This window comes from Emticicia oligotrophica DSM 17448 (assembly GCF_000263195.1).
Lineage (GTDB): Bacteria > Bacteroidota > Bacteroidia > Cytophagales > Spirosomataceae > Emticicia > Emticicia oligotrophica.
In genome coordinates, this window is sequence record NC_018748.1 from 823,525 (window position 1) to 843,406 (window position 19,882).

The 19,882-nt window shown below is 35.8% G+C and carries 18 protein-coding genes; 5 read left to right on the plus strand and 13 right to left on the minus strand.

Annotated elements, in window-relative coordinates; genetic code table 11:
* Positions 1 to 90 precede the first annotated feature (90 nt).
* Positions 91 to 834, plus strand: coding sequence for a GLPGLI family protein (locus tag EMTOL_RS03530; protein WP_015027891.1), 744 nt, complete (start codon positions 91 to 93; stop codon positions 832 to 834).
* A gap of 118 nt (positions 835 to 952) precedes the next feature.
* Entirely contained in the window at positions 953 to 1,615 is a 663-nt protein-coding gene (locus tag EMTOL_RS03535) for an MCP four helix bundle domain-containing protein (RefSeq protein ID WP_015027892.1), read from the plus strand.
* Positions 1,616 to 1,632: 17 nt separating this feature from the next.
* Here EMTOL_RS03535 and EMTOL_RS03540 read toward each other — a convergent pair whose 3' ends face one another.
* From EMTOL_RS03540 to EMTOL_RS03590, 11 genes are all read right to left on the minus strand, one after another.
* On the minus strand, positions 1,633 to 2,397 hold the full coding sequence (locus EMTOL_RS03540; protein WP_015027893.1) for an alpha/beta fold hydrolase: 765 nt from the start codon (positions 2,395 to 2,397) through the stop codon (positions 1,633 to 1,635).
* A gap of 133 nt (positions 2,398 to 2,530) precedes the next feature.
* Positions 2,531 to 3,808, minus strand: a complete 1,278-nt coding sequence (locus EMTOL_RS03545) for a vanadium-dependent haloperoxidase (RefSeq protein ID WP_305953168.1) — start codon at positions 3,806 to 3,808, stop codon at positions 2,531 to 2,533.
* Positions 3,809 to 4,022: 214 nt separating this feature from the next.
* Positions 4,023 to 5,399: a vanadium-dependent haloperoxidase gene (locus tag EMTOL_RS03550; RefSeq protein WP_015027895.1), complete on the minus strand. Its 1,377-nt coding sequence runs from the start codon at positions 5,397 to 5,399 to the stop codon at positions 4,023 to 4,025.
* A 219-nt stretch (positions 5,400 to 5,618) separates the two neighbouring features.
* The gene (locus EMTOL_RS03555) at positions 5,619 to 6,104 is read right to left on the minus strand and encodes a gamma carbonic anhydrase family protein (protein WP_015027896.1); all 486 of its coding nucleotides are present in this window, start codon (positions 6,102 to 6,104) and stop codon (positions 5,619 to 5,621) included.
* A gap of 87 nt (positions 6,105 to 6,191) precedes the next feature.
* Positions 6,192 to 8,372, minus strand: a complete 2,181-nt coding sequence (locus EMTOL_RS03560) for a TonB-dependent receptor family protein (RefSeq protein ID WP_015027897.1) — start codon at positions 8,370 to 8,372, stop codon at positions 6,192 to 6,194.
* On the minus strand, positions 8,362 to 8,808 hold the full coding sequence (locus EMTOL_RS03565) for a hypothetical protein (protein ID WP_015027898.1): 447 nt from the start codon (positions 8,806 to 8,808) through the stop codon (positions 8,362 to 8,364). Before EMTOL_RS03565 ends, EMTOL_RS03560 begins: the two co-directional genes overlap by 11 nt.
* Positions 8,809 to 8,981: 173 nt before the next feature.
* The gene (locus EMTOL_RS03570; RefSeq protein ID WP_041693402.1) at positions 8,982 to 9,632 is read right to left on the minus strand and encodes a hypothetical protein; all 651 of its coding nucleotides are present in this window, start codon (positions 9,630 to 9,632) and stop codon (positions 8,982 to 8,984) included.
* Between the two features lie 51 nt (positions 9,633 to 9,683).
* Positions 9,684 to 10,730 (minus strand): hypothetical protein, encoded by a 1,047-nt coding sequence (locus EMTOL_RS03575; protein ID WP_015027900.1) that lies wholly within the window; start codon positions 10,728 to 10,730, stop codon positions 9,684 to 9,686.
* A 114-nt stretch (positions 10,731 to 10,844) separates the two neighbouring features.
* On the minus strand, positions 10,845 to 12,395 hold the full coding sequence (locus EMTOL_RS03580; protein WP_015027901.1) for a vanadium-dependent haloperoxidase: 1,551 nt from the start codon (positions 12,393 to 12,395) through the stop codon (positions 10,845 to 10,847).
* Positions 12,396 to 12,452: 57 nt separating this feature from the next.
* Complete coding sequence (locus EMTOL_RS03585) at positions 12,453 to 13,367, minus strand: hypothetical protein (protein WP_041693871.1); 915 nt, start codon at positions 13,365 to 13,367, stop codon at positions 12,453 to 12,455.
* Between the two features lie 656 nt (positions 13,368 to 14,023).
* Positions 14,024 to 15,160: a DUF3179 domain-containing (seleno)protein gene (locus tag EMTOL_RS03590; RefSeq protein WP_015027903.1), complete on the minus strand. Its 1,137-nt coding sequence runs from the start codon at positions 15,158 to 15,160 to the stop codon at positions 14,024 to 14,026.
* A gap of 134 nt (positions 15,161 to 15,294) precedes the next feature.
* On the opposite strand from EMTOL_RS03590, the gene EMTOL_RS21635 reads away from it, so the two are divergent.
* A complete protein-coding gene (locus EMTOL_RS21635) occupies positions 15,295 to 15,750 on the plus strand; it encodes a helix-turn-helix domain-containing protein (RefSeq protein ID WP_015027904.1) in 456 nt (151 codons plus the stop codon).
* Here the strand turns inward: EMTOL_RS21635 and EMTOL_RS03600 are convergent, their stop codons facing one another.
* Positions 15,751 to 16,155 (minus strand): hypothetical protein, encoded by a 405-nt coding sequence (locus EMTOL_RS03600; RefSeq protein ID WP_015027905.1) that lies wholly within the window; start codon positions 16,153 to 16,155, stop codon positions 15,751 to 15,753. It abuts the gene before it with no gap.
* Between the two features lie 74 nt (positions 16,156 to 16,229).
* On the opposite strand from EMTOL_RS03600, the gene EMTOL_RS03605 reads away from it, so the two are divergent.
* Positions 16,230 to 17,210, plus strand: a complete 981-nt coding sequence (locus EMTOL_RS03605; RefSeq protein ID WP_015027906.1) for a sulfite exporter TauE/SafE family protein — start codon at positions 16,230 to 16,232, stop codon at positions 17,208 to 17,210.
* 13 nt (positions 17,211 to 17,223) lie between these two features.
* Here the strand turns inward: EMTOL_RS03605 and EMTOL_RS03610 are convergent, their stop codons facing one another.
* On the minus strand, positions 17,224 to 17,871 hold the full coding sequence (locus tag EMTOL_RS03610; RefSeq protein ID WP_015027907.1) for a trimeric intracellular cation channel family protein: 648 nt from the start codon (positions 17,869 to 17,871) through the stop codon (positions 17,224 to 17,226).
* 28 nt (positions 17,872 to 17,899) lie between these two features.
* Between EMTOL_RS03610 and dnaG the strand changes: the two genes are divergently transcribed.
* Positions 17,900 to 19,876 (plus strand): DNA primase, encoded by a 1,977-nt coding sequence (gene dnaG / locus EMTOL_RS03615; RefSeq protein ID WP_015027908.1) that lies wholly within the window; start codon positions 17,900 to 17,902, stop codon positions 19,874 to 19,876.
* The last annotated feature ends 6 nt before the right edge of the window (positions 19,877 to 19,882 follow it).

Sequence of the window (19,882 nt, forward strand, 5' to 3'; positions counted from 1 at the left end):
TTCGCTCAACTACCGAGTTTCGGCTTTGCCTAAAACTCTAAGTTTACTAATCAAAGCAGATAAATAATTCATTCTCAATCATTTACTACAATGAAAAATATCTTTTTATATATTCTCTTATTATCGGCAAGTGGAGTTTTTGCTCAGAAAACTGAGGGCGTGATACATTATGAATACCAAATAAATTGGATTAAAATGATGAAAAAACTTCCGTTTCTTACGCAAGAAGAAAAGGACCGTATGGAAAATACTTGGAAAAATGACCCCGACCCTAAGCAAAAAATGAATTTATATTTCAATGAAAAAGAAACGCTCTATACTTGGGGACAAGACCAACAAGAGTACGAGGATGAAAACTGGAAAAGTAGAAATAGAGAGTTGATTATTCATCGAAATTTTGAAACTGAAAAACGTACAGATATGCTCGAGATTCTGGGTAAAACATATTTAGTGCAAGATTCGCTCAAACACATTGAATGGAAAGTTATGAACCAAATCAAAGAGGTAGCGGGCTATATTTGCATGAAAGCAGTGGCAGAAGATAAAGTAAAGGGGCAAAAAATAACTGCTTGGTTTACAGGTGATATACCTGTTTCGGGTGGACCAGAGCAAATTTATGGCCTACCTGGTATGATTCTCGAACTTGACGCCGATGACGGAACGGTAACTGCTGTGGCAACTTCAGTAGAACTCAAAAAGCTGGATAAAGAATTAACCTTACCCAAATTGAAAGGCAAAAAAGTGAATAATCAACAATTTGACAGTGTGATTTCGACGTATATCAATGATAGCATAAAAATGCAGCGAAACCCTTACTGGGCAATTAGGTATTAATAGAAAAGAGCCACTTATAAGTGGCTCTTTTCTATTATTATAGAGACAAAACTATGTGTATTTATACTTAAAGGTTATATTTGTTTAGCGTTTTTATTAATCTAAATCTAATAGGGCTATGAAATGGGCATATAGTATCGAAAATAAACTGAAAGCGGCATTGGTATTGAGTGTAATTTTTGTGTTTTTATTCATCAAAAATATATCTGACCAAAATAGTTTTATCGAACTAGGTAACTCATTTTCAGTAGTTTATGAAGACCGTTTGCTGGCCGAGAGTTATATTTATGAATTTTCAGACCACCTTTCTCGCAAAAAACTTTTGATTGATGATAATAAAGATGCTCAAACATTATCACAGCATTTACGCTTAATAGACTCACACAATACGGCTGTTCAGCAACTTATTGCAGCTTACGAAAAAACAAAACTTACACCTACTGAAGAGGTTTTATTTAGAGACTTAAAGAGAAAAATCAATCTAAATATTACCCTAGAAAAACAATATTTACAAGCAATGAGTACAAGTACAAATCCAAGCAAACAAGCATTGGATGAATCGTTTTATTCAATTTTATCGAATTTGAATCAATTATCGCACATTCAAATAAATGAAGGAGAACGTTTAAATAAAACTTCTCAAAAAATTGTACTAGGCTCTGAATCGCAAAACCAATTTGAGCTTTCGATATTGATTGTTTTAGGCGTGATTATCTTGGTATTAATTTTTAGTTCAAAATCTACCTACACCAAAATTCCACAAAAATCATCGCTCAACTAATATTTATTCAGACTAGCTTAATTAGCGAAATCTAAAACTGCTTGTACAAACTCTGCTGGTTTTTCGGCTTGCACCCAGTGGCCAGCCCCTTCAATGGTTTGTAAGGTTGCATTGGGAAATATCTTTTTGATAGTGGGAATATCTTCATCATAAATATAACCAGAATTTCCGCCTCTTAAAAAAAGCGTAGGAGCAGTTACCTCTTTTGCGTCGGTAAAATCTCCGCCTATTTGATAAATTTCTCGACTTAAAACAGGTAAGTTGATTCTCCAATCAAATTTACCATCTTCTGTTCTGTAAAGATTTTTTAATAAAAATTGTTTTTCACCAGCATTCGTTACGTACTTCGAAAGCTGAACCTCTGCTTCATTTCTATTTTTGAGATTATCTAAATCTATCGAATTAAGCCCTTGAATAATATGTCCATGATGCGTTGGGTAATACTTCGGAGCAATATCAACAATGATAAGTTTAGCGTATTTCCCCGAATACTTCATGGCAAAGTGCATCACAGTCTTCCCTCCCATCGAATGCCCAATAATGATAGGATTTTCGATGTGGTTATCTTCGATAAATTCATTCAAATCATCGGCCATAAGTTCGTAACTAAACTCCTCACTACGAGGCGATTGTCCGTGATTTCGAGCATCTAGTGTATAAACTGCATAACCTTTTTCGGCTATCATTTTACTAATTGTAAACCAATTATCAGATGACCCAAAAACACCGTGTAAAATCAATATTGGCTGTCCTTCTCCTGTTTTTCTAAAAAAAAGTTTCATGCTTACAATGACGATTGAAACACAAAGGTATGAACGAATGTAGAATGTAAAATGTAGAATATAGAATTATTTAAAAGAACGCTCTTATTTCTTCTAAATTTTTGAAGGAAAACTAATTTCGAAAGTTAAGTATTTAGCCTCGTTTAAACTTCAATTCGCAGACATTCTTCCCAATGCGTTTCCCATTTTTTAGCCCCTGTTCATTAGAGTTTCTGTAATGAATACCTCCGTAAAGTCGAGAAAGAGCGGCTTCTTCGGCAAACTCGAAGAAAGAATCAAAACTACGAGGTTTAAAGCCTCTTCCCACATGAGAGTTATCAGTGAAATGATAGTTAAATCCAAAGAAATCAGATAAAACCTGTGCAGTTGCTCCAGAAACTGAGGCATGTCCTGAAGTGTACTCTGGGAATGGTGGGGTATCGAGCAAAGGGCTCCAAGTAGCATCAATGGTAGTACGGATATATGAAATCGGACGCAATACGTTATGCATAAATTTGCATTTCCAGCAAGAAATAAAAGCATCTGCTGCGGCAATGCCAACTTTACAAAATACCTCTGCCGAACGGTCTAATTTAAGTTTTTCTAGTGCCACTATTTGGGTTGCAATAGCTACCGCATGTCCCGGAGGAGTGAAGGTTTTACCAGCATCGTCCGACCAGTATTTAGCAATCGTTGCCTGCTCGGGAGATAAATTTTTACCTGTGCTGTAAACTTCCACAGCCTGAGCATACATCACCGAAGAAATACTCGCTTCACAACGCGGTGGATGCGGTAGCTCAAAATCAGTATTTCCTTTTACAAATGGGCGGTTTTGGCCCCAATATGGCTGTAATGGAATCGGTTGTTCGCTCGTGGGAGTCCACACACAAGCACCTTTAGCTATTTTAAAATCTTGTGGAAAATTCTTGTTATAACCTTCGTGCCCACCATCACTTTTTGAATAATCAAAAATTGCTTTAGCAACTGCTTCGCCAAATTTAACTGAACGAACCATTGTTTCTTTATCTACAAAGCCAATATAATTTCGTTCAATAGCCTCTTTTAAAGAATCTATCCTCAGCAAATTTGATTTTGAGGTATTGGCAAAGAGATTTTTGATGATAGTTTTTTGTGCGGCATTGGCACTTAGCACCCAATGATAGGTCTTATCATTTTCTATTTTGGGTATTGTTTTAAATCCATTTAAAGCACCAACTAAAGATTGATACTCAGGCATTCCATTCACAACAGATTCGTAAAGTGTTAGTCCAGAATATCCTAAAGCTCGTGAAGCAACTGGTGGCGAGAAGCCAGGCGTTGACTGTATTAATTGAAGCTGCAGGTTAAACCAAGCAATAGCTACCTCATTAGAATATTCACGGGTGAGACGTTGACCATAGCTCGTTGAAAAACATACCATTAATAAAACCATATATAGGTATTTATAGCGGAAGGTTAATGATATGTTGTGGAGGCTTTGCATAACTAAATGAGCGAATTGAATCTTAAACAAGAAATTCTGAAAAAGTAGCTTACACCACTGATGTAGCACTTTCGAGCATCTCATTGTATAAGCTGAACTTAAAAAAATAAATTAAGCATTCATCGCATATAAAATCTTTCTAAAGGGTGGTTATTATAACTACTCACGCTCCTGTTTTAAACTTAAATTTTAAAATGTTCTTTGCTACTTCAGTGCCATTTTTATGTCCATTTTCATTACCTTGTCGATAATGAATGCCTCCATATAAACGAGAGATTGTCGCTTCATCGGCATATTCATAAAAAGACTTAAAAGTTCTATCAGGATAAGTACCGTTATGTGTATTATCTGTAAATTCGTAGTTGTTTCCAAAAATACTTGTTAAAATTTCAGATGCAGCCCCAGAACCAGACGAGTGTCCAGAAGCATATTCTGGAAATGGCGGAGTAGAAAGCAAAGGAGACCATTGAGGGTCAATTGCTTGACGAATATAAGTAATCGGACGCATAAGATTATAAGTATATTTGCCTCTCCAACATGCTACAAAGGCATCACTTACCGCCATACCTACTTTGGCATAAACTTCAGCTACTTTATCAAGTTTTACTTTTTCTTTCTTTAAAACAATATTGGCAATATTGAAATGATGCCCCGGAGGAGTAATTGTATTTCCACCATCAGCCCAGAAGTTTGCAATGGCTTTTTGTTCATTTGTTAGTGCCTTTCCTGTATCATATACCTCTTTGGCGAGTTTGTACATATCAGAACCTTCTTTATAAGAAAAATTGGTTGGAGCTACAGGGTTGGTTGTCATATTTAATGAAGAAAACGTACGAATCTTCCCCCAATAAGGCAATAAAGGTATTTTTTGAGTACTTGTTGGTTCCCATAACCCAACCCCTACTGGAGTTTTATAGTCTGAAGGAAAATTATTGTCCCAGCCCTGGTGACCTCCATCAGTTTTTGAATACTCAAATATCGCATTAGCTATCTCAATCCCAAAAGCTTTTGACCGCTCAATAGTTGCCGGATTTTCTATAGCTACTTTGAGATTACTTTCTATATTTTTTTTCAACGAATCAATTGCACGTTTATTGATATCGTTGGTCGTAGGATAAAGCTGTGTAATAAGCGTACCTAATGCACTATTGGCGACTACCCCCCAGCTATATTCTTTAGTAACATCTGGCTTAGGTAATGATGTAAGTCCATTCACTTGTCCAACCATTGATTGGTAATTAGGCATTCCATGCACCACGCTCTCATAAAGGGCTAAGCTGGTATATCCCAAAGTACGAGCTGCTACGGGAGGAGCATATCCCGGAGTTGATTTAATGAGTAAAAGTTGAAGTTCTGTCCAACGCGTAGCAATATCAGCACTGTAAGTATTTGTTTCTTTCGAAAGATTGGTTGGTGTGGCTTCTTCATTTTTCTTATCCTTACATGAAATCGCTAAAAACCCTATCATCAATGACAAGATTGAATATTTAAATTTGTAATGTAGTTTTTCAAAAAAGAAGTAAGTAAAATGTTTTCTCATGACTGTGATATTATGTAAATGCAAGAGTTTTGAACAAATATATCAATAATCTTGCCAAATAAGCCAAAAGAAATTCCGTAAAAAACAATAAAAAGTTGATTATTAATCAAATAAATAAAAGTAAAATAAACTTCGATATACACTAATAATAAATGCGTATTCAGGAAAATAAAAAATCACCCAAAGAATCACTTAACTGATAAAAAATTATGCTCAAAATTATAAAATTGATTTAAAATCCCCCCTTTTATGTAGCTTGGCCATTTCTACATAATGTGCGGCACTCATCATTAGTTTTTCGGCATATTCAGGTGGAATTTGTTTAACAATTTTTGCAGGAATACCCAAAACCATTGAATAATCAGGAATTTCCATTCCTTCAGTAATTAAAGCACATGCACCAATAATACAATATTTACCAATTTTTGCACGATTTAGCACTGTTGCACGCATACCTATAAGTGTTCCATTACCCACAGTTGCCCCGTGTACGATTGCCCCATGCCCAACCGTCACATCATCACCAATAATTGTTGGTTCACCGAAATCGGCATGAAGAATTGCTCCATCTTGAATGTTTGTCCGATTTCCTACGATAATTTTTTCAACATCCGCACGAATAACTGCCGAATACCAAACAGATGAATCTTCTCCGAGCGTAACTTGACCAATAACAGTAGCATTAGATGCAATAAAATGTGACATATTATTTAAGTTTTTCTGACAAATTAAATCATTTTTTTTTAAGAAATATAAATCCCGAAGGTTTGGGTTCTTCGGGATTTGATTTGTTTATAAGTGGGTAGAAATGGTAAGATTAAAACCTCTACCATCAGATGCCCAGATTCCCGGCCCAGGATAAAACTGCGGACGCTTAGTAAAATACTGTTTATTGCTAGCGTTATTGAAATTAAACTTCAATAATAATTTCTTTGAAACTCGATAAGAAGCATTAATATCAATGATTCCATATGCGGGTACTAGACCAACACTTCCATTTGCAGAAGGCTCCACTGTATTAAGTGCATCGGCATAGCTTTTAGCTGTATAGCTATACAAACCTGTAATACTCAACTTCTTGTATCGGAAAGTAATACCGTTTCGACTAATGACTTTTGGTGTACTTTCTACCGCATTTCCCTTAACATTTACATTTTTATCTCCCGAGCGAACCTCTGCCTCTAAATATCTAGCATCCATTAGAGCTGTTGAAGTAAATATTGAGAATTTAATTTTTTCGTTAATTTGCCCATAATATTCAAGAAACGTTTCTAAACCTTTCGAAAATGAATCTCCAATATTTGTTCTCAAAATCGTTAGATTTCCCTTCGCATCAGTTTCGGCCAAAGTTCCTAGACGATTTTTGTAAAGCAACTGAAAATAGGTCATTTCAACTCTTAGTTTATCAAAATTCCCTTTGTATCCCAATTCAAAATTATACCCATAGGCATCTTTCAGATTATCGGATGATTTCTCGTAAACTGATGCAGGAATAATATCTTTGAAAATAACAGGGCGATAAGCTTGTGAAAAGCCTCCGTATAAGTTTTGTTTAGTAGATATTTGATAATCAGCACTCACACCAAACAAAGGAAAACGATGAACAATGTTATTAGGCAATTTGGCTGGATCATAATAACTAATTTTACCCAACATTTTCGACTCGCCTGATTCTACTCTTAAACCTGGTGAAATAGCTAGTTTTGGAGTAATATTGATTCGGTTTTCTAAAAATGCTGCAATGTTTTGAGTTTTAAAGTGTAAATCTCTTCCCCAATCTCCCGTAATACTTAAATCATAATTACTTCCAGTTGTACCTTTTCCTTGTTGACGACGATGTAAATCATTATTTATCATCTGCACGCCCGAAACTAAAACGGAAGGCATCTTTCCAATCTGATATTCGTGTAAAAGTCTCAATTCAGAGGTATAACTATGGTAATTATCAATATCTACTTGGCGATTTGCATATTGTATGGTGATAGGGTCTATTTTATCAACAATATCTGCTGCTTTATCAAACATTACACTATTTCTGCTGCCCAAAACGGCCGAGTTTACCCAAGAAATTTTAGTACGGTTACTGATTGCCCAATTCAAACTGATTGATGGTACATAAATATCTGGACTATAATAATTCCTTGAGCGTGTAGACGCCCTTGGGTTAGCCTCAAACATGGCATCAGTTTGCTGGCCAGCTAGTTGAATTACGTATTTTGAATGCGATAAATCGGCTTTTATTGCAAGATTTTTGGTAGCTTGATAGGTAATTTGGGTTGAAAAAGCATCGTAATTACTACGGCTATTATCACGATAACCATCAGATACACGTTTGCTATAATAAGCGTAATAATTGGCTTTCCCTACCTGACCACCAATGGCATTATACGTACTTAAAAGTCCAAAAGAGCCAACACTATTCGTACTTTCAAAATCAAATACTTTAGTCGAATCTCCACGTTTGGCAATATAATTCAACATTCCGCCAAATTGTGCACCATATTGCAAAGAACCCGTTCCTCTCACTAATTCGATGGTCTGAATTGCCTCCATGGGCATCGAGTAATGGCTGGCAGGATATCCATACATATCGGTATTGGTTATTACGCCATCTTTTCTCACATTAAACTCCCAACCACGGTGTGGGTCAAGCCCACGAGTAGATATATTAATCTGATTTCCAGAACCATCCATATCATAGACAAATACTCCCGGCACTTTGGCAAAAATTTGGCGAGGTGTTTTTTCAGCAATATTGGCATCTAAACCCAAAACATTGATAAGCTCTGTCTTTTTACCACCATAGAGGTAAGTACCTTTTTTTACAGGCAAATTATCAATGTTATATTTAAAATACTGCTCTTTTACTTGAATTTCTTCAAGTTTTAAAACGCGGACAGAATCATCTTTTTGTTGTGCAAAAACTACTTTTACGGTACTAGCAAATAGGAGAAGTATATATTTAATTTTCATTGGATTCTTTGTTTAGTTGATACACCGTGTATGCTGAGGCAATCAACACAATGTTTTTGATGATATACTGACCAGCCAAAGTAAGGGCAAAGCCCGACTGCCATGTTTCGCTTGGAAGCAAAATAAGCGGCAAGAATGTAGTAAACATCTGCAAACAAAAAACAACAAAAGCCAATTTTGTGAGTCGTGGAATAAGCCAGAAAATACCTATCAAACATTCTACTACACCAAGCAAAGGCACAAAAATATTGGCAGGAATAAACACCTCAATAGTTTGATGATGTAAATGCGTAACGATGTCTTTGGCTGGTGACATTCCGATAACTTTCAAGAAACCAAACCAAAAGAAGACCACAAAAAGAGATACTCGATTGAACCAAATAAATGTATTTGACTTTGAAAAAGAACTTTCTAGGGTTGATATATTTTTTTCCATATTGATTTTCGATAAAATTTATAAAATGCCTATTTAAGACAATGATTATCAATGTCTTAAACAATAAAATAAAGTATAGTAGTATCTAAAAAACTACAATAGATATATCATAACTCGGGATAAATTTCCGAGTTATTCGTACCATGAGATTCAATAGTTCTACGACAATTCTTTTAACCTAATTTCAATAAAGAATAAATTGGAGGTGGAGCATTTACTGAGAGCGATGGGCTTGCGGGAGTCTTTGTATAAGCGAAGTTTTTGATTGGTAAATTTTCTACTTTATACCAAATCATCGTTTTAGTTCGAAATTCAACGTAATCTTTGGTCAGATGCTTCGAAAACTCTAAGGCTTTCTGACCAGTAGTTTGATGATTATTTGAAAAAATATTCAGATTTTCATGTGCTTCATTCATCAAAGCCATGATGTTATCTCGACTAATATTAATGCGTCTGTAATACGTATAAAGAGTATCAGCACGATATACCTGCTCATACGACTGATAAAATTCACCTTCAAAAACAGCAGTATTGCCATCAATCAGTTCGTTTTTCCATTCACTTTGATAAGGTAACGAAAGCTGCATTTTAAAAATCAACTGCTCATCTTTTACTTCTACAAAACTGGTTTCTTTTACCTTATGACTTTCCTGCCATTCATTTACTAAAAAAATGAAGGTAGAAGCCAATACATTGCATAGCAATAGGGCCAGTAGCAATATGGAAACAAGTTTTTTCAAAAGATTTACCAGTATTGATTCTACAAAACTAACAGTTGTATTAGAAGTTTCATAGAAAATTTGGCAAAGAATGTGATAAGTCATGAGAAAAAACATGAGTTTTATCACATTCTCTTCAGAAAAAACTTCGGTTTATTAGAATCTATATGCGTAAGTGGCGGTTACAAAATAGTCTGCAAAAGCAGCATCTCCTTCACGGAACCCGCTTGGAGTCCAAGTAGGAATGCGGTCTCTTACTACAGCATAAGGAATCGATAATAAGAATGAACTTCGATGGCTGCTATAAAGAATGCCCGGCTCAATAGAAACAATATAACCCGGACGGCGAGAACCATCACTTCCACCAATGGCATCAACTGCTGGTAAACCTTCAAGACGTCCGCCTAAACTTACTGCGATATTTTTCTTTGGTAAAATACTGTATGTCATACCTAAACGAGCACCAAATTGGTCTGGTACTGAAAGGTTTGTTGCTTTATTCAATTCTTTCGGGCTAAATAGATAAAAACCATTAAAATAAAGATTTGCTTTTTTGAATAAAGACAAATAGCCTTGCATTTCAATACTTTCACCCCAACCACTATCCCCTAATTGAATAGATTGGTCAACAGCCTTTACTTGAATGTATTCTTTCTTATCTTTATCTAATTTATGGAACTCATCTTGCACATTAGCATTTCCCGTTGGTGCCTTAATACCTACTCCAATTGCAAGATTTCCTTTAGGGTGGGTCATTGGATTGAAAACCCAATACGATGCTGATAAACGCATATCACCTACGCCTTTTGATTGTGTATGAAAACGAGGATTCGAACCAGCAGGTGTACCATTTCCATAGTGTTCATAAAGCGAAGAGCGGTCATTATGAGAAATAGGTACATTTAATGTCACGTTGAGACGGTCGGTAATGGCGTAAGTTAAACCAAAATCAAAGTTATAAGAATCGTTTATTACCTCAGTATGTTGTTCTACACGCTGTTTTTGCTCAACAGTACCCACAAAATGCTTATATGAGTGAAGTTTACGGAAATTCGCCGAAAATTGAAAATCTCCTTTATGCATAAAAGCTGAACCGCTTGGATTACCATTTGCGGTAGCCATCGAACGAACTGCAATACAACCTTGTGAAAAGGCATTTATTGAAACTGAAAAGATAACGATCGAAAGGAAAAGTTTTTTCATTGTGGTAGAATATTTTCGTTAAAAAAGAGAAAGAGCTTAGATTGAGGTACATATTTCTATGTACCTTATCTAAGGGAATTTTAAAATAAAAGTAGATTTATTTAGTAGTAAATATTAATATCCCGAACCATCGGCTTTCCCACGTGCAATGGCGTATTCGCCAATTTTTGCTCCGTGTACTAAGCCCATTTGGCAGTCAACCCGATAATGAATTAAACCATACACGCGAGAATCTGATGCTTCTTTGGCTTGTGCATCAAATTTGCTAGCTTCTTCAGGGAAAATATTTGCCAATACAGTTGCAGCTGCTGCAGAAAACGTTGAGTGTCCTGAGGTATATGATGGAAAGTTTGGTAAACCAACCGATGTTTTTACACCAAATTGCTGTGGACGTGGCGTATAGTAATAATACTTAGTATCCCAGCACGCAATACCTGCATCCATAAGTGCTGTTCCAACCAAAGCCAAGGCACGAGCCATACGAACTTCACTATACTTGGCTGCATGAGCAGAATTAGCGGCAGTACGATGCCAATGTCCCGGAGGCGTGTAGCTTCCTGCACCATCAGCCCAATAATTGGCAATACGAGCTTGCTCACGAGTTTGATTTTTTTCGATATATTTCAACTCATCAATATCCTTCTGAAACTCAGTAGTGTTTTCTAAATAAGGAATTGCAGGACGAATTTTAATCATTGTTTCTTTATCAAAATTCCAAGTAGCCACTGCTCCGTAATTAGGTAACATTGGTGGGCGTGCTGGTACTTCTTGACTAACCCAAGGGTTTTTAATACCTATTTTTTTAGCATTTTCTATCATACCTGCTGTCAACGCTTGGTTATTTGCGGCACTCATTCCATCAACCTTTGCTTTGGCCATAATTTTTGCAGCAACGCCTTTACCAAGTGCATCGCCTGCCGTAATATCAGAAGGCACATTTTTACCAGCCCATACCATTGCATTTTTAGCCTCAGCTAATTTGGCATCTAAGAAAGGAACTTCACCCGGAAACATTGCCACCAAAATTGTGTAAGAAGCAGCCGCTACCACAGCATCTTCTGATGGATATGAAGGTAAATCTGAAATCGGTAATAAAGGCTGAATCGATGCATCATTTTTTGCAGGAGACATGCGATTAAACTTAAACTTATAATTCCAAGCACTTACTAAGGCATCATATTGAGCCACACTCAAATAAGCTAATGCACGAGCAGTATAAGGTGGATTTGCAAACGGAAACTTTGGGTCTGCTAAAGGATTAGCCGCATCAGGCACTGGATATTTCCCTTCAGCATTTGATGCAGGAGGAATATTATAACGAGCGGCTAATTCACGAGCGATTTCATTCCAACGATAAACTGCCCCAGCTCCCCAATAATTTACTGCCGTTTTATTAGCAGCCGTAAGTGTAGGCATAATCTTGTTTTTCAAAGAATCTAACTCTTTCAAGTAAGCTGCGTCATTTGTTGGTTTTGGAGCAGCTACGACTACATCATTCGGAGAAGTTAATACATAGGTTTTCCAATTACCTGCTTTTTCATCTAATTTGGTAGGAATATAGGCCTCTTTTACTGGTTCTGTAATTGTTTTATCGCACGAACTAACGGCTAATCCTACAATTGCAAAAGCTAATAATGATTTTGATATATTTTTTATGACTTTCATTTTTTTAATACAATTCATTGATTTTGAATAATTCTTCTAACCAACAGTAATAATTACTTACTTTATAGTTTGTTTAAAGTAGTTTAACTGATACAACAAACCAACCGATATACTAGTGGTTTGACCAACATTTAGGCCGCTTAAAACTTTAGCAACCCTTACATTAAGACCGATGTTTTTAGGTTGGTATTTACCATAAAACCCTACGGTGGTTGAAGTCATATTATTAGTAGGAAAAGGCATATCATTACGGCGAATATTATCGCCACCTACACACGTAAAATGTTCAACAAAAGCTTCTGCTTGGATACGGCTTCCATCTTTCATATACCCCAAACGAGCGGCTGCATCTGTAGCATTTGGAACACTTACCTCATTTGTATTATATACACGGTTATCTGCTTGATAGGCATCACGGTCAACTTTGATGTTACTTCTAAACATATAACTTGCGTGTGCAGCTACATAAATACCTGATTTATGCAGATAGTTTCCGATGAAACGGCCCGTAGCCGTTTTTGCTCTTAATCCTATCGACATTGGTAGGAAATCAGGTACATAATTAGTCACTGGAGCAGAAGCCCCTAAAGTACCATGTATTGAAAGACCCTTACCATTATCCGCCAATTTGTATTTCAACCAGCCAGATAGGTCCTGAATTCCTTTCTGTCCCATCAAATTACCTGCACTTGCTTCAGTTTTTACGTAAGGTACGCCTACAATTAAATTTAGTTTATCTGTTAGACCTACTGCTACCATTGGCATTACGCTCTGAGTAGTGAGCGTGCCGATATTGAGGTTTTCTCTTTTTAGGGTATTTTCCCAGTACTCATTCCATGTACTACGGTTATAAGAAACAGCAATACAAGCAGTACGTTTAGGCATGTAGATGGCATCGTGTGGCATTTGGGCTATGAGCTTTGTACTTACACATAACAAGCCAATAAATGTAAATCGGAGAAGTCTTTTCATGTTTCTTTGGTAAAATTCAGATTTGTTCATCAAATAGTCTTAAGTAAATAATAGAATAATTTTAATTTTTAATTGAATTTTATTTTCATCGGAACAAAGATGAATTATTTTTTTTAATTTTCCAATTTTGTGGAAAATTTTTCCGAAAATTTTAATTTACCCTCACAAAGTAACTTGAAAACAGATTAAAATAATCAAATTTTAGTGTTAAATTAGTAAATAAGAGATAGTAAGGAAAAATAAATGTGGAAATCACGAAGAGAAAAAAGTATAATTTTTCCATTTTTTAGGAATTTTAAAATTTAAAAGTTAAATTCTAATCTTGTAATTAGAAAAAAACTCTGCCTGTAAAACCAACAGGCAGAGTCTTGTAGAAACTTAATCAAATTCTTTAATCAAAATCTTTAGTGGGATTGGGTAGCGGATAAAATCTTTTAAAACTCAGTGTTGAGATACTCCACACTGAGTCTGGTACTGTAACCTATGATGATATTTACTTCCTATGAATCTTTACTTATTTATTTTAGTGCCATTTTATAAAAGAGACGACACAATTTCCTTGAAAAATTAGTCAATCATAGCGAAGGTTTTGTCTAATTCAATGCAATTCTCTCCTTTCTTATCAAGTGTCAAACCCTCCGACGATTCATCAAATACTATCTCTGAGTCATTGGGTGAAAAGTTTGCCAACTATGCCAAAACTCCTGATACGCCTTAACTCTTTGTAATGACACTTTAGTATCTACGGCCCTACCATCTATCATAAACTTCTGATTATCAACAATAATCGTATCGTTTTGAAGTTGAAACTTTGAATCTTTTGTTGGGCGTTCGAAAGCAAAGAAACTTTTATTATCAGCCGATAAAACCAATGCTATGGCTTTTGCTCCCACTTGTTCGTTAATTACACGTTCTTTCTTCAATCTTAACCAATCAAAGGCCTTACTATCTTTTCCTATTTCAATACCCACTACCCATGATTTATCTTTCCAAGAAAGAGAATCTGTACGCGTCAAATCGCTCTTACTTTTACCATTTTCATACTTGGCAGTACTATCATACTTTTCTTTAGAATCAACATCTGGCTGCATGATAAGTGTATTTGGGTAGAGTTGTAACCACTTTTCGAGCGAAACTTGCTGCGAAAATAACTCTGGAAGCGTTTGTCCTTTTAATTGACCAATAATCGCTTCGCCATTTGCTTGCCTCCACCAGCTTTTAGTCGTTTCATCTTCAAACATAGCATTGAAATGATCCATACCAACTAAGCGAAAATGTTCAATTTTCCCATTTACAATCGGCTCATAAACTCTCCCCGTTCGGCAAACTGTACAGTAGGTAACCATAATTTGCTTCCCACCCAACGTATCAAGCACTTGATGATGATAGCCAATCAAGGAAATCGGATAAGCTTTGGCTTTGCCATCTATCACAACTCCTACTACAATTCTATCTTTAGTTATCTTATTTTGTTTTGCATCAAGCATCTGCAAATGTTTGGGCTGATAAAACATTGAATCAGCCGCCATCTGAAAATTGAAGGCATAAATGCCCGATACGACTACCACTAAAGTTCCGATAGAAAAAAGCTTTGATGCCTGAAAGGCAGGTATAAAACTTGCTAAAGCAATCAACCCCAACACGCCTCTAAAAGCCCAACGCCAAGTATAAAGAAAGTATGCAATTTCAATGCTTCTCATTCGCTGACTTCCCGGCATAGGCATAATGAAATAAACATTCAAAAACTCAAAAATCAAAAGTCCAATAATAGCTATGTAATAGAGTTTTTTCATGTGTATAAAAATAGGCTTGTACAGAAAATAGATTTTTTAATCTTTCACGAATTCGTTAAATTGCAAAACAAAGAAACAAGTAAGAAAAATAATTTCCAAATTTATGGAAGTATTTTAATTGAAATTCCTGAATAATGGAAAATAGATTTGGTAAGAACTTAAGATTCCTACGAAAAAGACAAAAAATAACATTAGAAAAACTCGGCGAAAGCCTAAAGATAAGCAAAAGTGCCATTTCTGATTATGAAATTGGCAAGACTTTTCCACCTTTAGACGTTTGCGATTTAATTAGTGCTTATTTCAACATTAATCTTGACGACTTAAAAAATTCCAATTTTTCGGAATTATCTGAAGAAAAGTTGGAAGAAGTGCTTAATGCAAAGCAGAGTCCTAAAATCGACTATAAATCTTCGGAAGATTTTAGTAATGAAAAAAAACAATTAGAGTTTCATAATAAGCTACTCAGCCAACAAATAGAGGGCTTACAGATTCAGCTACAACTGGTTAAACAAATTGTAGAAAGCAAAGACTCAGAAATTAAATCTTTGCAAATTCAAGTTAGGCTTTTAGAAGAAAAATTAAATGGTTAATTAAAGTGGTGTAGGGTTGTTGAATGGTTTTGAATTTATCGACTCTCGTTTTGCTTCTACTACATTCCCTACAAATTCTTGCGTCACTTCCAACGATTCATTTTCTCCCACTAATTTCTTTACCAAATTCAACAAATGTACTTGTGTTTGTAGAATTGCCTCTAATTGCACCTGATTTTGCACAATTTGCTTCTGATTCCGTACAATGTTTATTTGATTATTAACAATAATTTCTTGGTTACGAATAATAGTAGATTGGTTATGTACCACGACTTCATGGTTATTAGCATTTTGTTGCTGATTTTGAATCATGATGTCATAGTTTTCTACGATTCGTCCTTGCATTTCCTTCAAAAAATCTTGTTCTGCAAGTAATTTTTGTAAAATCTCTTCGATATTTTTCATTGATTTTTAATGCTTAGACAATTATTGCTACTAAATTTGTGAATCACTTCTACAAAAGTAATAGATATTTTTATATGTCCGTCTCTAAACAACCACAAAACAAAATTCCATTTTTATACATTGGTTTTCTGGTAATAGTACTTAGTAGCCTTTTCTACTATCTAACAACTACCGATAGCTTTTTTGTATTCAAAAAGCACTGGGCCGCTGTATTAACTATGATTTTTGGTTCATTCATTGCGGGTTCAAGTCCTGAAGGAAGTGCGGCCATTGCTTACCCTGTCTTTACTTTACTATTAAAAATATCGCCATCAGTAGCCAGAAACTTTGCTTTTGCCATTCAAAGCATTGGTATGACTTCGGCCTCATTACTTATTATTGGGCTAAAAATTAAAGTAGAATGGAGCTATATTAAGTATGTCACGTTTGGCGGCCTTTTCGGATTAGTTTTTGGAACTTATTATATTGTACCTCTCATTTCTCCACCATTAGCCAAACTTTTTTTCGTTTCACTGTGGTTGAGTTTTGGGCTAATTCTATGGTATGAAAATAATCAACCACATCGAGAAGTATTCGATAAGATTCAGAATTTTATTCGCTCAGATATGTTTCGCCTCATTATATTTGGATTTATTGGCGGAGTAATTTCATCTATTTTTGGTACTGGAATTAATATTTTCACTTTTTGTTTAATGACAATCTATTACCGAATTGATGAAAAAGTGGCGGTTCCTTCATCGGTTATCATTATGACCATCGAAACAATTTTTGGCTTTTTTATCCACGGAGCAGTAATTGGTGATTTCCAGCAAGAAGCATTTGAAATGTGGCTTGCTTGTATTCCGTTTGTAGCTTTTTTCGCACCCTTAGGTTCTTTTGTAGTTAGTAAACTTCCAAGAAAAGCTGTTGCTACATTCTTATACGTCATTCTTATCGTACAATTTATTGGGGCTATTTGGGTACTAAAACCGCCAATTCAGCATTTAGGCTTGTGCCTTATTACACTCTTATCTGGCCTCAGCACCTTTGCTTATTTGGCTCGATTAAAACGATAGCAGTCAGATTTTTTTAATCTATTTTGGGTAAAGAAATATCCATTTTCATGGCAATGACACGAATCCCGAAAACACTCAAAATTGTAATAAACTCGATTATTTGAGCAGAAATATTGGTTTTTTGTAGCAAGAAAAATACCACACCCCCTAAAATACAAGCAGTAGCATAAATTTCTTTGCGAAAAAGTGTGGGTATTTCGTTCAATAAAATATCACGAATAACCCCACCAAAACAAGCGGTAACAGTGCCTAAAATAAGACAAGAAGGAATATCTAAATGTATGGCTATTCCTTCTTGAATACCTCGAAGAGTAAAGAAACCCAAACCTAACGAATCAAAAAAAGCGAGTGTTTTATCCAATCTTCCGATTCTATTTTTAAACAATACCGTTATTAGTGTTACACCTGCTATTAGTAAAACAATGGATGAATCAAGAATCCATTTAACAGGCAAATGCCCAATTAAAATATCTCTCAAGGTGCCTCCCCCAACTGAGGTTACAAAAGCCATAACTGCCAAGCCAAAAATATCGAGTTTTTTTCGAATACCCGCCAAAGCACCCGATGCCGCAAAGGCAATTGTTCCGCCAATATTAATAAAAGTATAAAATTCCACCGTACCTTTGTTTTTTAGGAACAAAAGTAACACAAAATGTGTCATTTTGATTAAGTACTGAGTAAATTGCATTATGCGAATAAGTCCAGAAACAGTTCAACAGATTATTCAAGCCGCCGATGTAACAGAAGTTATTGGCGAGTATGTTTCTCTCAAAAAAAGGGGAGCAAACATGATTGCCTGTTGCCCTTTTCATAATGAGAAAACACCTTCGTTTTATGTTTCGCCAGCCAAAGGTATCTACAAATGTTTTGGTTGTGGAAAAGCAGGCGACTCGGTGCGTTTTGTGATGGATATTGAAGGTATCGGATACCCCGAAGCTTTGAAGCATTTAGCAAAAAAATATGGCATTGAAGTAACCGAAAAAGAAGTTACCAGCGAACAACAACAAGCCCAAAACGAAAAAGAAAGTTTATACATTGTTTTAGAATTTGCGAGTAAATATTACCAAGAGCAGCTTTGGAAAACACCCGAGGGACAAAGCATTGGACAAAGTTATTTCAAAGAACGTGGCTTTAACCACACCACGATTCAGCGTTTCGAACTAGGTTATAGCCCAGATGGCTGGGATGCTTTCACGAAACACGCTCTTCGTAATGGTTTTTCGCTTGAAATTCTTGAAAAAGCTGGACTAAGCATCATCAAAGAAGGCAAAGACCCGATTGATAGATTTAGAGGAAGAGTGATTTTCCCGATTCATAATGTAGGTGGAAAACCAATTGCTTTCGGTGCAAGGATTCTGAAAAAAGACCCCAACGCTCCTAAGTACTTAAACTCGCCCGAAACGGCCGTTTACCATAAAAGTTATATTGTTTATGGTATTCAGCAAGCCAAGAATCCGATTCGTATTGAAGATAATTGTTATCTGGTAGAAGGCTATACTGATGTGGTTTCACTGAGCCAAGCAGGCGTAGAAAATGTAGTAGCATCTTCGGGGACATCGCTTACCAAGGAGCAAATTCAGTTGATTAGGCGTTTTACGAGTAATATTACTGTGCTTTATGATGGTGATGCTGCGGGTATCAAAGCATCACTACGTGGAATTGATATCATTCTTGAAGAGGGACTAAACGTAAAAGCTGTCGTTTTCCCTGATGGAGATGACCCCGATAGTTTCATTCAAAAGGTTGGTAGCCAAGCATTTCGTGAATACGTCAATCGTACACAGAAAGATTTTATTCGTTTCAAGACCGAAATTTCGCTTAAAGATGCGGGCAATGACCCTATCAAACGAGCGGAAGTAATTAAAGATTTGGTTGAAACTATTTCTAAAATTCCAGACTCAATCAAAAGAAGTGTCTTCTATCAAGAAGTGGCTAATTTGATGGGAATTGAGGAGCAAATTTTAGTAACCGAAGGCAATAAAATTTCGCTCAAAAAAGTAGCTGATTCTGAAAAAGAACGCCAAAGACAAAATCGAACCCAAACGCAACAAGTTGGGGATATTGATATTTTGGTGGAAAGAACCGAACAAGTACCCTTACCAATACAAGAAGAAAAAGCCGAAAATAAGCGTTCGCCTCTTTCCTATCAGGAAGAAGAATGTGCTCGACTTTTAGTTTGTTACGGAGCTCATGTTTTAGAGAGAAATGTTGTTGAAAACATAGATTTTACCTTGGCTGATTACGTATTCAATGAAATCAGAGATATGATTTTCGAGACACCCACCTACGAAAAAATCCTCTCGGTTTTTAGAGATGCGTACAAAAGTCAGCAAATTCCTGATACTTCACTCTTTACGAGCCATCAAGATAATGAAATCCAGCAAACAGTTATCAATTGGCTTTCTACCCCACATCAACTCAGCGAAAATTGGTTAAAAAAGGATATATACATTCCTTCAGAAACCGATAAACTAGCAGATTTGGCTTATACTAATGTATTACGATTAAAAAAGACTCGCTACGAGTCAGAAATGAAAAAATTAGCTAAACAATTAGAAACAGCCCAAACATACGAAGAACAAGACCAAATTTTGATGCAAATGATGCAAATGAAAGAGGTAGTGAAGAAAATTGCAGGGCTGCTTGGCAATGTAATACAAGGATAAATTAAA

Coding starts and splice junctions, on each gene's coding strand:
- EMTOL_RS03530 (WP_015027891.1), top strand. CDS start 91: ATGAAAAATATCTTTTTATATATTCTCTTATTATCGGCAAGTGGAGTT.
- EMTOL_RS03535 (WP_015027892.1), top strand. CDS start 953: ATGAAATGGGCATATAGTATCGAAAATAAACTGAAAGCGGCATTGGTA.
- EMTOL_RS03540 (WP_015027893.1), bottom strand. CDS start 2,397: ATGAAACTTTTTTTTAGAAAAACAGGAGAAGGACAGCCAATATTGATT.
- EMTOL_RS03545 (WP_305953168.1), bottom strand. CDS start 3,808: ATGGTTTTATTAATGGTATGTTTTTCAACGAGCTATGGTCAACGTCTC.
- EMTOL_RS03550 (WP_015027895.1), bottom strand. CDS start 5,399: ATGAGAAAACATTTTACTTACTTCTTTTTTGAAAAACTACATTACAAA.
- EMTOL_RS03555 (WP_015027896.1), bottom strand. CDS start 6,104: ATGTCACATTTTATTGCATCTAATGCTACTGTTATTGGTCAAGTTACG.
- EMTOL_RS03560 (WP_015027897.1), bottom strand. CDS start 8,372: ATGAAAATTAAATATATACTTCTCCTATTTGCTAGTACCGTAAAAGTA.
- EMTOL_RS03565 (WP_015027898.1), bottom strand. CDS start 8,808: ATGGAAAAAAATATATCAACCCTAGAAAGTTCTTTTTCAAAGTCAAAT.
- EMTOL_RS03570 (WP_041693402.1), bottom strand. CDS start 9,632: ATGACTTATCACATTCTTTGCCAAATTTTCTATGAAACTTCTAATACA.
- EMTOL_RS03575 (WP_015027900.1), bottom strand. CDS start 10,730: ATGAAAAAACTTTTCCTTTCGATCGTTATCTTTTCAGTTTCAATAAAT.
- EMTOL_RS03580 (WP_015027901.1), bottom strand. CDS start 12,395: ATGAAAGTCATAAAAAATATATCAAAATCATTATTAGCTTTTGCAATT.
- EMTOL_RS03585 (WP_041693871.1), bottom strand. CDS start 13,367: ATGAAAAGACTTCTCCGATTTACATTTATTGGCTTGTTATGTGTAAGT.
- EMTOL_RS03590 (WP_015027903.1), bottom strand. CDS start 15,160: ATGAAAAAACTCTATTACATAGCTATTATTGGACTTTTGATTTTTGAG.
- EMTOL_RS21635 (WP_015027904.1), top strand. CDS start 15,295: ATGGAAAATAGATTTGGTAAGAACTTAAGATTCCTACGAAAAAGACAA.
- EMTOL_RS03600 (WP_015027905.1), bottom strand. CDS start 16,155: ATGAAAAATATCGAAGAGATTTTACAAAAATTACTTGCAGAACAAGAT.
- EMTOL_RS03605 (WP_015027906.1), top strand. CDS start 16,230: ATGTCCGTCTCTAAACAACCACAAAACAAAATTCCATTTTTATACATT.
- EMTOL_RS03610 (WP_015027907.1), bottom strand. CDS start 17,871: ATGACACATTTTGTGTTACTTTTGTTCCTAAAAAACAAAGGTACGGTG.
- dnaG (WP_015027908.1), top strand. CDS start 17,900: ATGCGAATAAGTCCAGAAACAGTTCAACAGATTATTCAAGCCGCCGAT.